12 protein-coding genes are annotated in these 12,383 nt (G+C 67.9%); 3 read left to right on the top strand and 9 right to left on the bottom strand.

The window, feature by feature from the left end:
* Positions 1-65 precede the first annotated feature (65 nt).
* Complete coding sequence (locus ACFVWG_RS37780; protein ID WP_391548307.1) at positions 66-1,157, bottom strand: MFS transporter; 1,092 nt, start codon at positions 1,155-1,157, stop codon at positions 66-68.
* 68 nt (positions 1,158-1,225) lie between these two features.
* Here ACFVWG_RS37780 and ACFVWG_RS37775 point away from each other — a divergent pair, with 68 nt between their 5' ends.
* The 3 genes from ACFVWG_RS37775 (at position 1,226) to ACFVWG_RS37765 (ending at position 3,951) form a co-directional block, all read left to right on the top strand.
* Positions 1,226-2,209 carry a DUF5937 family protein gene (locus ACFVWG_RS37775; protein WP_391548306.1) on the top strand — a complete coding sequence of 328 codons (984 nt, stop codon included), beginning with the start codon at positions 1,226-1,228 and terminating at the stop codon, positions 2,207-2,209.
* Entirely contained in the window at positions 2,206-2,850 is a 645-nt protein-coding gene (locus ACFVWG_RS37770) for a hypothetical protein (RefSeq protein WP_391548305.1), read from the top strand. The genes ACFVWG_RS37775 and ACFVWG_RS37770 overlap by 4 nt, the downstream gene beginning before the upstream one ends.
* A 135-nt stretch (positions 2,851-2,985) precedes the next feature.
* On the top strand, positions 2,986-3,951 hold the full coding sequence (locus ACFVWG_RS37765; protein WP_391548304.1) for a DMT family transporter: 966 nt from the start codon (positions 2,986-2,988) through the stop codon (positions 3,949-3,951).
* An 8-nt stretch (positions 3,952-3,959) separates the two neighbouring features.
* Here ACFVWG_RS37765 and ACFVWG_RS37760 read toward each other — a convergent pair whose 3' ends face one another.
* From ACFVWG_RS37760 to ACFVWG_RS37725, 8 genes are all read right to left on the bottom strand, one after another.
* A complete protein-coding gene (locus tag ACFVWG_RS37760; RefSeq protein ID WP_391548303.1) occupies positions 3,960-5,129 on the bottom strand; it encodes an alanine--tRNA ligase-related protein in 1,170 nt (389 codons plus the stop codon).
* A gap of 197 nt (positions 5,130-5,326) precedes the next feature.
* A complete protein-coding gene (locus ACFVWG_RS37755) occupies positions 5,327-6,427 on the bottom strand; it encodes a glycosyltransferase family 4 protein (RefSeq protein ID WP_391548302.1) in 1,101 nt (366 codons plus the stop codon).
* Positions 6,424-7,632: a M48 family metallopeptidase gene (locus tag ACFVWG_RS37750; RefSeq protein WP_391548301.1), complete on the bottom strand. Its 1,209-nt coding sequence runs from the start codon at positions 7,630-7,632 to the stop codon at positions 6,424-6,426. The genes ACFVWG_RS37755 and ACFVWG_RS37750 overlap by 4 nt, the downstream gene beginning before the upstream one ends.
* Positions 7,625-9,100: a hypothetical protein gene (locus ACFVWG_RS37745; protein WP_391548300.1), complete on the bottom strand. Its 1,476-nt coding sequence runs from the start codon at positions 9,098-9,100 to the stop codon at positions 7,625-7,627. The genes ACFVWG_RS37750 and ACFVWG_RS37745 overlap by 8 nt, the downstream gene beginning before the upstream one ends.
* Positions 9,101-9,198: 98 nt before the next feature.
* Positions 9,199-10,251 carry an NlpC/P60 family protein gene (locus ACFVWG_RS37740; RefSeq protein ID WP_391548299.1) on the bottom strand — a complete coding sequence of 351 codons (1,053 nt, stop codon included), beginning with the start codon at positions 10,249-10,251 and terminating at the stop codon, positions 9,199-9,201.
* A gap of 219 nt (positions 10,252-10,470) precedes the next feature.
* Positions 10,471-10,728, bottom strand: coding sequence for a hypothetical protein (locus ACFVWG_RS37735; RefSeq protein WP_391548298.1), 258 nt, complete (start codon positions 10,726-10,728; stop codon positions 10,471-10,473).
* A 117-nt stretch (positions 10,729-10,845) separates the two neighbouring features.
* Entirely contained in the window at positions 10,846-12,153 is a 1,308-nt protein-coding gene (locus ACFVWG_RS37730) for an NYN domain-containing protein (protein ID WP_391548297.1), read from the bottom strand.
* Positions 12,146-12,316 (bottom strand): hypothetical protein, encoded by a 171-nt coding sequence (locus tag ACFVWG_RS37725; RefSeq protein WP_391548296.1) that lies wholly within the window; start codon positions 12,314-12,316, stop codon positions 12,146-12,148. The genes ACFVWG_RS37730 and ACFVWG_RS37725 overlap by 8 nt, the downstream gene beginning before the upstream one ends.
* Positions 12,317-12,383 lie beyond the last annotated feature (67 nt).

Below are 12,383 nucleotides of genomic sequence, written 5' to 3'. Positions count from 1 at the left end.
CACAGCGCCGGCGACCCACCACGGCCCAACAACACCAACCACCCGCGACAACGCCGCACCACTCATCAACCGAACAGACGAAACATCGAGGCTAGCGCCATACTCACGCCCTGGATCGCCATCAGGCCGCTGGTCTGCACAGTGAACAGCCGACCCCGGTACGCCGGATCGGCCGCGTCGAGGATCATCGGATCGATCGCCTGGTTGAACGCGTACCCGCTCCCGGCCACCGCAAGCAGCACGGCCGCAACCGGCACGGAAGGCGTTGCCAGGAAGGCAATTGCGGGCAGCTGACTCGCCAGCAGGAGTGGAACAACGAGCCGCCGTCGCACGAAAGGGGTGAACCGTGCGACGACCAACTCGCCGAGAACAGTGCCAGCGGCGAAGCCGGTAAAGAGGGCCCCGGCGGCCGCGGGCGCGGCGCCGGTCTGGGCCGAGTAGGCGACCGCGAGCCCGTCCGGTACCGACGAGAAGGCCGGCGCCACCCAGGTCAGCAGGATCAGCGGCCGCAACCGCGGATGGGTGAAGAGGTGCCGCAGCCCGGTCCACGAGTCGCGCACCGTACTACGGCTCCGCTCACCTGCCGGGGAGTACGGCGTACCGAGCCCGATCAGCAGCGCGGAGACGAGGAAGGTGACCACGTCCACCGCGAGCAACCACGGTGCACCAACTGCTGCCACCGCCGCCGCACCGAGCGCGAACCCGGTGAGCACGGTCAGCTGACTGATTGCCCGCAGCAACGATCGGCCGACCGGGAACAAGTCGGCCGGCAACAGATGAGCGAGGCTCGCCGCACGGGCACCCGCGAAGATCGGTGCGATCACCCCGGTCGCCAGCAACAGCCCGAGCAGCGCACCGACCGGCAGACCCGGGATCATCATCAGCCCGATGCAGACCGCGCTCAGCACATCGCACACGACAAGCACGCGCCGCGCCGGGAAGCGGTCGGCGAGGGACGACAGCAGGATGCCACCGAGTGCGTACGGGAGGAACGAGCAGGCCAGAACGAGTGCCGAGAGCAACGGCGAGCCAGTGCGTTCGAAGATCAGGATCGCCAACGCAACCTGGGCGGCGATCGTGCCCAGCATCGAGACGCCATGGGCGACGAACACGTTGCGCAAGCCAGGGATGCCGAGAACACGGCGATAGGACCTCACGCCCCGAAGGGTGTCCGACTTGTCCCTGCACAATCTAGACTTTTGGTTGTGACCGAAAGTCCGGCCGGATGACCGTCCTGCGCTTCACCCAGAGCGACACCTTGCGCTGCCGCTTCGGCTTGTCTCCGTTGTGGGAGACCGTGTCCGCCGTCCGGGTCCTGAACGGGATCCAGCACCGCCCGATGTACACCCCCTGGGTCGCAGCCAAGGCCGAGGCCGCCGCCGGCCTGGACCTCACCAGGCTGCAGGCGCTGCAGCCGCGCACCGGCTACGCCCCCGACTTCCTGACTCCACCACCGAAGGCATCGCGGGCCAAGATCAGCACCGAGCTCGCCCGGGTCCGCAGTACGCCGCTCGACCGGGTCCGGACCGAACTGACCCGCTCACGCGACGAGCTCAACAACCCGGGCGGACCTGAGATCGACCGGATGCTGGCTGATCCGGCCCGCGCCCGCGACCGGCTCGCCGACGAGATCGAGAGCGCCTGGCACGCGCTGATCGAGCCCGACTGGCCGATGATCAGCCGCGTCCTCGAGGACGACATCGCCTACCGCGGCAACCAGTTCACCGACGGCGGCCTCGCTGGTCTCTTCGACGACCTGCATCCCACCGTGACCTGGGTGGGCGACCGGCTGATCGCGGGTCAGTACCGCGAACCCGATCGGCACCTCACCGGCCAGGGCCTGCTGCTGGTGCCCGGCGTCTTCGCCTGGCCGCACCTCGTGATGATCGTCGACCCGAACTACCAACCGTCCTTGATCTATCCGGCGCGCGGTGCGGCCCGACTGTGGTCAGACACCCCCGCTCCCCCGGATCCACTGGCTCGCCTGCTCGGCCGGACCCGTGCCACGCTGCTCGTCGCGCTCGATCCGCCGGCCACGACCAGTGCGCTCGCCGCGGAACACGGGCTGGCGCTGGCCACAGTCGCCGAACACCTGGCCGCGCTCCACGACTCCGGGCTCGCGACACGCCGCCGTACCGGACATCGGGTGCACTACCGGCGGACCGAAGTGGGCCAGGCCGTCATCGACGCCTCCATAATGGCGAGATGAACATGCGGCACATCCGGCGCTGGCCGGCTTCGCTCGCGGTGGTCGCCGTACTGATCCTGCAACTGCTGATCCCGACCCAGATCGCGACGTTCCCGCGCTGGGTGATGCCGGCTCTCGGTGCGTTGCTCCTGCTGCCGCTGGTGTGGATGAACCCGTTCCACCTGCGCCGCGACGAGCCCTGGCTGCGCTGGGTCGAACTGACCCTGCTCGGAGTCCTCGTGCTGGCCAACACGATCTATCTGGCCGAGCTGATCGTCTACCTGAACTCAGGCGCCGCCAACAACGGTGTCGTCCTGGTGAAGGCGGCGGTGCTGATCTGGGCGACGAACGTCGTTGCCTTCGGCATTTGGTACTGGGAGGTCGACCGCGGTGGGCCGTTCGCGCGGGCCCCCGAGCACGAGCGCACCGAGGAGCGCGCGGACCTGCTGTTCCCGCAGATGACGGTCGACCTGGACGGCTGGGACAAGTGGCTCCCCGGGTTCACCGACTACCTGTTCGTAGCGTTCACCGCGGCGACCGCGTTCAGCCCGACCGACACGATGCCGCTGACCGCCCGGGTGAAGGTGCTGATGGCGATCCAGTCGGCCATCGCGCTGCTCACCGTCGCCATCGTCGCCGCGCGCGCGGTCAACGTCCTCTGAGCCGTCCTGCCGTGAGCCGTCCTGCCGTGAGCCGTGCTGCGCTGAGACGTCCTGCCGTGAGCCGTCCTGCGGTGAGACGTGCTGCCGTGAGACGGGCCTCGACAGGCATGTAATGGGCATGAGAGCGTTATGCCCATGTACAGCACGAAGTCGGTGGGGCTCGGTTTTGCGCTCTTCTCGGCCGTCACGTTCGGCGGCTCGGGACCGTTCGCGAAGGCGCTGATCGGCGCGGGTTTCTCGCCGCAACAGGCCGCCTGGGTGCGGATCCTGGGCGCGGCGCTGCTGCTCGTCCCGCTGGTGCTGGTGCTGCGGGGCAAGGCGGGTCTGCGCGCCGCGCGGGCGTCCTGGAAGCCACTGGCGCTCTACGGGCTGACCGGGATCGCCGGTTGCCAGACGCTGTTCTTCATCGCGGCCAGTCGCCTGCCGGTCGGTGTCGCGCTGATGCTCGAGTTCTCCGGGCCGGTGCTGGTCGTGTTGTGGCTCAAGTTCGGGCAGAAGGTCGCCGTACCGCGCTCGGCCGCCATCGGGGTCGGGATCGCGCTGATCGGGCTGGCGACCGTGGCCGAGATCTGGTCCGGACTGACCATCGACCTGATCGGGCTGCTGGCCGGACTCGCGGCGGCCGCGTGCCAGGCGACGTACTTCATCCTGATCGACAAGCTGACCGGCGTCGCCGATCCGCTCGTGATGACCGCGGCGGGCAGTGTGGTCGGCGCGGTCCTGCTCACGCTGATCGCGGTGCCGTGGAAGACGCCGTGGCACGTGCTGACGGACACGATCGCGATCGGCGATCGGCACGCACCAGGCTGGCTCATGGCCGCCTGGCTGATCGGGGTCAGTACCGTGATCGCCTACCTCGCCGGAGCGGCCGCCGTACAGCGACTGTCGGCTGCTGTCGCCGGAGCTGTGGCGTACGTCGAAGTTGTCGCGGCCAGCCTGTTTGCCTTGCTCCTGCTGAATGAGCGGCTGACCACGAATCAGATCATCGGTGGTGCAATCGTGCTCGTCGGTGCCTTCGTGGCCCAGTCGTCGGTGGGGAAGGTTGCTCCTCCTTCGGAGGTTCCCGTGCCCACCGACGTACTGGATCCCAGCCTCACCTGAGCCCAGCCTCACCTGAGCGAGTCGACGAGCTCGCGGGGCAGCCCGTGGGTCTCGTGCAGGTACTCGTAGTCGGTCTCGTCCAGCGACTTGTGGAAGCGCTCGTGGCTGAGCACCTTGCGACCACGCTCGAGCAGGTTGCTGAACCGGATCTCCTCGTCGATCAGGATCCGCCGGACCAGCGTCACCGTCTCGCCCTGGTGGAAGTGCTTCAGCGTGTGCTCGAAGAGTTCGAGCGGCAGGTCGGACAGGCTGCTCGAGTCGTCGTGCGTCCACAGGAGCGTCAGCACGCGGCGGATCAGCCGGCGCAGGACGTACCCGCGGCCGGTGTTCGACGGGTGCACACCGTCACCGACGATCACGATGCTCGACCTGAGGTGGTCGATGACAATCCGCTGCTCCTGGGTGCCGAGCGTCCACAGCTTCGGGATCCCGCGCATCCACGGCTCGAACAGGCTCGTCTCGTACACCGAGTCCTTGCCCTCCAGCAGCATGGTCAGCCGCTCGAGCCCGAGGCCCGTGTCGACGTTCTGCTGCTGCAGGGTCTCCAGCGAACCGTCCTCGTGGCGGCGGTAGCGCATCATCACGTGGTTCCAGACCTCCACCCAGCGGTCGTCGGTGGTCGGCGTGCCCTCCGGGTCGCCGTCGCCGGTCCACACGAACATCTCGGAGTCGGGACCGCACGGACCGGTCGGCCCGTTCGACCACCAGTTGTCCTCGGTGGTCAGCTCGATCGGGAGGCCGAGATCCTGCCAGGTACGCAGGGATTCCTGGTCGAGCGGAACCTGCTCGTCACCGCCGAACACAGTCACGGAGAGGCGGGTCGGGTCGATGCCGAAGCCCTCGGTCAGCAGCTCGTAGCCCCAGCGGAGCGTCTGGCTGCTGCCGTAGTCACCGAGCGACCACGATCCGAGCATCTCGAACACGGTCAAGTGCGTCGGGTCGCCGACCTCGTCGAGGTCCGTGGTGCGTAGACATCGCTGGATTCCCACGAGGCGGCGACCCATCGGATGCGGTTCACCTTCCAGGTACGGCGTCAGTGGATGCATCCCCGACGTCGTGAACAGCACCGGATCACCCAGCCGCGGGATCAGCGTGGACCCGGTCGTCGGGATGTGGCCGTGCTCGTGGAAGAAGTCGATGAAGGTGCGAGTGGTGCTTTTCTGCAGCGTGGTGCTCATGGTCAGGTCCTTGTCTGGAAGAAGACCGGAACCGAGTCACCTGGCGTCAGAAACGACAAAACCGGCGAACCGTTTCCGGTCGCCGGTGGTGGAAGAAGATGTCAGGCAGCGGCAGCCGGAGAGCACGAAGCTCGTACGGCTGCTACGACAACGCTGAACATCTGATGCATGCCTCGAAGAGTACACGACCGGACGAGCTAGATGTCCAGTAGTTCTCGCAGCGTGGCGCCGGACCGTTGCCACGACCACTCATCAGTGACCCACCGCCGGCCCGCCTCGCCCATCCGCTGTGCCTTGGCCGGATCACTCAGCAACTCGATCAGCCGAACCGCCACCGCGACCGGGTTGTACGGGTCCACGAGATACCCCGTCTCACCGTGCTTGACGGTGTCGGGCGTCCCGCCGGCGTCCCCGATCACCACCGGCTTCCCGGTCGCCGACGCCTCCAAGGTGACGATCCCCAGCGCCTCCGGCTCAAACCCGAACCGCCTCGTGCGGGTGGGCATCGCGAAAACATCCGCAGCATCCAGGTACGGCGGAATATCGGCCCAGGCGACTGGTCCGGTGAACACCACGGATGCCTGAACGCCTGTCGCCGCCGCCAACCGCTCCAGCCTGGAGCGATCCGGTCCGCCCCCGACCAGCAGCAGCGTGGCATTCGGTACGGCCGCCAACACCCGAGGCCAAGCCCGGATGAGCGTGTCCTGCCCCTTCCGAGCCACAAGCCGAGAAACGCACGCGACAACAGGTCCCTGACTCGGCGGCTCTCCCCCGACGCCCGGGTAGAAGCGAGTGGTGTCGACTCCTGGGGCGAGGCGGCACATGCGTCGTACGGCGGCTGGCGAGATAGCTGGCGCGATCTGGTCGGCGCACCAGGTTGAGACTGTGGTGAGGGTGTCGGCGGCGTCGGCGATTCGGCGGAGGGCTTGGCGGGTGCCGGGGACGGTGGCCCACCAGGTTTCGTGACCGTGGCTGAGGGCAACGATCCGGTGGGCTCCAGCTCGTCGGAGCGCTGGGCCCATCAGCCCGAGAGGTGCGGCCGCACCGAACAGGACGCGGTCGGCACCGTACTCGCCCATCAGCGCGACCGCCCGTCGGGTGGTCCTCGGCGTCGGGAGCAACATCGTCGTACGGTCGCGAATCACCGGGAACGGGAGGGCTGCGTCGTACTCGGCGGCGCCGGGCCCGTGGGAGGTGTAGACGACGAGGTCGGGTAGCTGGTCGCACAGGGAGCGGACGAAGGATTCGATCCCGCCTTGCCGGGGCGGGAAGTCGTTGGTGACAACGAGAACTGTCACCGGTGGTCGGCCCAGGCGCGGCCCATCGCGATCCGCTCCGGCGGGGTCGGGTGCGAGGCGAACATCCAGTACCGCCAGCGGCTCGGCGTGAGACCGGAGATGTTCGTCACCGCGAGGTCGTGCTGCATCGCGATGAAATCCTGTGGATCGTTCGTCAGCCGCAGCGAGTGGTAGTCCGCGCGCGCCTCGATCCGCCGGCTGACCAGATTCTGCACCGGCCCGGAGACCGTCGTACCGATCGCGATCAAGGCCAGCAAGGCCGCCGTCCGTCGCGGATCCGCCATCCTTGCCCCGAGCAACGCTCCGAGCAGGACAATGCCGAACGCGGCACCGAGCACCCCGATCAACGTCCCGTGCAGGACATCGTCCTCGGCCGCGTGCCCGAGCTCGTGCGCAACCACCAGCCGGGTCTGCGCCGGCGGCGTCTGCTTCAGCAGCGTGTCGTAGACGACCAGCCGCCGCGTCGACCCGAAGCCGGAAACGTAAGCATTCAAGGCAGTTGTCCGCCGTGAAGCATCAGCGACCAGCACATCCTTCACCGGTACGCCGTCCTCCGCCGCGAGCTTGAGGAAGTCGTCCCGCTGCGCACCGGCCGGCATCGACGTGAAGTGGTTGAACCGCGGCTCGACCAGCACCGGGTACGCGAACGAGATCCCGAGCACCAGCAACGCGGTAATGATGGCCGCAGGCAACCACCAGGTCCGCGATCGCCGTTTCGCCAAGCCCATCAGGCAAAGGGCGATGACAGCCATCGCCAGTGCCACGAGCAACCAGTTCACCGCGCGATCGCGGGCCCACAACCCCCAACCCTGCACCGACAACCCGTACTTCCGGGTGACTTGCTCGGCGAGGATGTCGGTCGGCAGCGTGATCACGCTCGTGAGCAGTCCGAGTCCAGCGATCAGCAGCGGTACGGCGACGTACCAGCGGTTGATGCGGAGAGCGTCGTACAGGCGACGGCCCAGCGGGCTGAAGCCGACGGCGAGCGGGACCACGACCGTCAGCACCCACGAGGTCGTTGACCACGGCAACAGCTCGGACCGGAACGCCTGCTGACGGGCGATCTCGGCCGGGGTGAAGTCTCGCGCCGGGTCGGAGGCGGGGAGATCGATCAGGTGCCAGGGGGTCGTGGTGACGATCACCACGACCAGTGCAATCGCGAGCACGACGGCCGCGATCCGCGGTGCCCAGCGACTGTCAAGCACCAGCAAGCCGCTTCAGGTATTTCTGCCACTCGGCGACGAACTCCTGCTCGGTCATCCCCAGGATCGACTTGAACGCGTCAGCCAGCCCGGCCGTGCTCTTCGACGCGTGCACCGCGCGATAGAACTTCACCAACTGGGCCTGCCCGTCGCGTTCCGCGATCAGCCGGCAAGCCAGCCACGCGGACTCATAGGCCTGGGAGAGATCCGCCGACGAGGCAGCGAACGCGTTCGTATCGGGCAACGCCGCCGGCCCCTTCCCAGCGCGGACCGCCTTGAAGAGTTCCTTCGCCGCCGACTCGTCCTGCACCGGTACGGCGGTGAATGCCACGTAGTCGGCGAATCCCTCGGCCAGCCACAACGGCACCGGCGACGCGGTCGCGGTCGACGCGACGTGGGTGGTCTCGTGGGTCAGCACGATCCGGCGGCCTTGCTTGCCGAGCTCCTCGAACAGCTTCGGGTTGGCAACGATCCGCACCGGCGCACCAACCTGCGGCTGGTCGAGCTCCGCCATCGTGACGGCGGCGATCTGGGTGTAGGTGTTCGGCGCGGCGCCGAGCACGGCCTCCATCTGCGACTGCTTGGCCGGCAGGTAGACGACCACCTTCTGCGGCCACGCCTTGCCCCAGACCTTGCTCACCGAAGTGACGGCCCGATCCGCGACGGTGACGTACGCCTCCGCCTGGGCCTCGGACTTCAGGCTGATCACCAGACTGTGGTCACCCTTGGCGACATCGAGCGCGCCGAGCGTCCAGACCGGACGCCGCTGCCCGGCGACGAAGCGCTCCGAGAACGAAGCGGCATACGTCTTCCCGTCGCGAGTGACGAACGTGACCGGGAGAATCGCGCGGGCCGGCTTGGCGTCGTACCCGGTGAGTTGCCAGGAGACCTCGACCTGCGCCAGCCAGGACGCCGTACCGCCGAGCTCAGTCGTGCGGTCTGGCGTGAGCGCACCGGTGTCGTCGCTCACGTAGCGGAACTGGAAGGCCCCGATCGGGAGCTGCTCGAGGTTCGCGAAGATCGTCCGCGCGCTGGCCTTGAACGCCGTCGACCGCGGGTCGATCGTGTCGAGGAAGGCGCTGCGGCTGTCGCTCTTCACCGCGTCGGCCATCGCCTGCAGTACGGCGCCACCGTCGGTAGCGCGCTGAACACCGGCCGCTGCTTCGTCATCGGGCGACGTCGAGGTCTGCGGATCGTGCGCACCCACCGGTGCGTTCGGATCGGCAGGGGCATTGGCCACCTGACGGAGACCGGCATACCCCGCTCCCGCGACCAAGCACACGGCAACGCCGATCGCGACCTTCTTGACGATCGACGTGTTCAGGAACGGCTTGGGCTCAGATGGCCTGAGCTCGTCGTGAGCGGGCTCATCGTGCGCCGACTCATCGACGGCGGGCATCGGCACCGTATCGCCCTGCTCGTCGATCACTTCAGCCCCTCGCTGCTCACCTGCCCCAGTCAGGCGCGACACTACGTGCCTCCTCCGACAGTAGAGCACTTGGACGGTCGTGAAACGACTCGGCTCCGGGGTCGAGACCCCGGAGCCGGTGAGTATCGCAAGCCGACGGGTCAGCCCGGACGAACGGCCGTGTTGTACGGCATCGTGTCGATGGACGAGGTCTCGACGCTCTTACCCGGGCGCGGTGCGTGCACCATCCGGCCGTTGCCGATGTACATGCCGACGTGGCTGATCGGGCTGTAGAAGAAGATCAGGTCGCCCGGCATCAGCTGGCTCTTGCTGACCCGACGGCCCTCGTTGGCCTGCGCCTTCGAGGAGTGCGGCAGCGAGACGCCGGCCTTGCCCCAGGCGTACAGCATCAGACCGGAGCAGTCGAAGGTGCTCGGTCCGGCGGCGCCCCAGACGTAGGAGTCGCCCAGCTGGTTCATCGCCACTGCGACAGCCTGCCCGGCGCGGCCGTTGGCCGGGACCGGCAGATCGTCGTCCATCCGGTCGCCGTCGCGGCTCGGGCGCTCGTTGCGCGCCTTCTCGGCTTCCTTCTCGTTCTCTTCCCGGATCCGCGCGCGCTCGGCGTCACTGAGCTTGCCGAGCACCTTCTCCGCGGCGTCCAGGTTGCCCTTGGCCTCGGAGATCAGCTTGTTCTGCTGCGTCTGGACGGCCTGCAGCGAGGCGAGCTCACTCTGGGCGCTGGCCTGCAGGTCCGCGACCTTGCCCTGGGCGTCCTGGAACTTCCGGAGCACCGAGTTCTGCTGGCCGGCGAAGGCCTGGGCGGTGGAGGCCTGGCTGAGGAACTGGTCCGGGTTCTGCGAGAGCAGCAACTGAGCCGTCGTCGACATCCCGGAAGTCTGGTAGCCCGCGACCGCGAGCGAGCCGATCTGACGCTTGACCTCGTCGGCCTGGGCCTGCTGCTTGTTGACAGCGGCCTGCAGGGCCTTCAACCGGGCCTGGGAGGCGCTGATCTGACCACGCAGGTCGTTGGCAGCCTCACCGGCTTCCTCGGACTTGTGCTGCAGAGCGGCAACCTGCTTCTTCGCCTCTTCCAGCGTCGGCTTCGGATCTGCGTCCGCTCCCGACTGGATGAACAGCACACCCGCTACGACAGCGGTGCTGGTGATGGCGGCGAGGGCGATTCCCTTGGTGCGGTTGATGCGTCCGGTGGACACAGCCCGGTCGGTCCCTTCCTCTGCTCGACGCCGTCCCCGTCAACCACGCCGGTCCTACAGGCTTAACGCCTGTACTGCCCGCGAGGTCACTCCCTCGGCTTCCCCGTTGCCCGGCCGGTCCGATCAACCGACACCCTGAGGCAACAGGACGTAACAGTAGTGACCGTTTCGTGACCGGTACAACTCGCCCCTCGGGTTTGATCCAAACTTAACGTCGGATCACCCCGAGCCGACCGCCGTATCGCCTTCTCCAGCAAGGGTTTCGGCAGGAGTGTTGGGATCGACACTCCTGACCGCGTGCACAAGGCGTAACGGTGGCACCAGCCCGGACCGAGCCAGTACGTCGAGCGCCGCACGCTCATCGTCGTCGATCGTGATGGTGTCTTCTCGTTCGGCGGAGAAGCCGAGCACCACCGTCACCACGCAGTCCTGGCAGCCCGGACCACGCATCACACAGGCGTCGCAGTCGATCAGCACAACGTCCTCCAAAGTGGGGAAGCACCCGGACTTGCATCCGGCTGATCAGGACGCTAGAGAAGGCCGCCGACAGTTTCTGATCGGCGGTTCTGATCGACGGTTCTGGTCGGCGCTGGTTCAGGCGCGGGCGATGCGGGTGATCAGGCTGGTCGCGGACAGTGAGCGGGCGCCGAGCTTTCCGACACTCTCGGCAACCTCACGGTCGGTCGAGATGACGACGATCGGGCGGCCGGGGGGTTCGGCGCGGACCAGTTGGCGGATCACCTCATCGGCGATCACGCCGGCCGGGCTGAAGCGCACGCGGACGCCACGGGGTGGATTCAGTTGGACGGGGCCGGACAGTTCCGCACCGTCGAAGACGACCGTCACTTCGATCCGGCGTTGGGCGACGAGCGCGCCGAGTGCCGTAACCAGGCGCTGACGTTGCGAATGCAGCGGCGAGGTCGGCCAGGCGGTCTTGGTGACGTTGTAGCCGTCAATGATCAGGTGCACCTGCGGCAGCGCCAGCAGCTCGTCAAAGAGCGCCGGGTCGTCCTCCGGAGCAACCCGCCCGACCGGCGCGGCTTCAGGCTCCCGGCCGGCCACCGTGTCTGCTGGCCTGAGCTCACCACCTGGCGGCAGGGCTAGCTCGCGCCGTAGTCCGCTCGCTGCCTCAAGCACGGTGTCCAGCAACAGCCGAGTACGCGTCGATGCGAGTTCGCGCTCCTGTCCCGCCGTACGACGGGCTGCGTGTTCGACCGCCTCGAGCTCGGTGATCCGAGCGCGCAGCCGACGAAGCTCACGATCGACCTCGGTCCGAGCCGCCTCGACGCGTTCGTCCGCGGTCTCCGCCTCGGTCGTGCGTTTCTCGAGATCGGTCTGCAGACCGGTGATCCGTTGCCGGGCCTCGTTGAGCTTGCGGCGCAGGGTGACGTTCTCGGCCTTCAGCTCGTTGACCTGTTCGCGGAGCCGCTCGCGGACCTGGCGCGTCTCGGTCCGAGCCTGATCGAGCTGGTCCGACAACCGGCCAATGGCTTCATCGTCGGCTCGCGGCGTCTCGACCGGCAGCTGAGCCGCCGCGGCGACGCGCGCCTCCCACTCGTCCGGCCGGAGCAGGTACGCCAGCGCGGCGACCTCGATCGGATCCGCCATCGGTACGGCGATTCCCTCGGCGATCGCATCACCCAGTTCCGCGTGCTCCCGCCGTACCTGGAAAGCGGTGAGCCGGCGGAAGTGCTCGTCGGTCTCGAGGATCGGGCCGAGGACGGACGCCGAGAGCTTGGCGCGCTTGGCCGGGGCGAAGCTCGCGAACCGGCGCAGCGGCGCCGGGATGTCGGTCGCGGGAAGCTGGCCGAGCGCCTGTGCGGCAAGAGTCAGAACTCGTTGCCGGACGGGTTCGGGCAAAGTCGTAGCGGCGGAGCTCGCGGCGGTGCCTGCCTCAGTCACCGGTCCGCAGTCCGGCTGGGGTGACGGCCACCGCACTGGTCTGGTCCGCGAACCCCAGACCCTCGAACCCCTGACGCAGCAACCCGTGCCGCAGCAGCCCGTGATGCAGACCACAACGAACGGCCGCACGGGCCGATTTCGCGGTGATCGCCTGTGTACGCATACCGAGAGCGTAGTCGACCGGCTCGCGTGTCACCTGCGAAATGTCGGTGGCGGCTCTTAGCGTCGTT

Origin of the sequence: Kribbella sp. NPDC058245 (assembly GCF_042882005.1) — a bacterium.
In the GTDB taxonomy this organism is placed as follows: Bacteria; Actinomycetota; Actinomycetes; order Propionibacteriales; family Kribbellaceae; genus Kribbella.
This window is presented reverse-complemented; position numbering and strand designations above follow the sequence as displayed.

What these genes read in the sequence shown, in the direction of transcription:
- ACFVWG_RS37725 (WP_391548296.1), bottom strand. Translation starts at nt 12,316, where the DNA reads ATGCGTACACAGGCGATCACCGCGAAATCGGCCCGTGCGGCCGTTCGT.
- ACFVWG_RS37765 (WP_391548304.1), top strand. Translation starts at nt 2,986, where the DNA reads ATGTACAGCACGAAGTCGGTGGGGCTCGGTTTTGCGCTCTTCTCGGCC.
- ACFVWG_RS37770 (WP_391548305.1), top strand. Translation starts at nt 2,206, where the DNA reads ATGAACATGCGGCACATCCGGCGCTGGCCGGCTTCGCTCGCGGTGGTC.
- ACFVWG_RS37775 (WP_391548306.1), top strand. Translation starts at nt 1,226, where the DNA reads ATGACCGTCCTGCGCTTCACCCAGAGCGACACCTTGCGCTGCCGCTTC.
- ACFVWG_RS37760 (WP_391548303.1), bottom strand. Translation starts at nt 5,129, where the DNA reads ATGAGCACCACGCTGCAGAAAAGCACCACTCGCACCTTCATCGACTTC.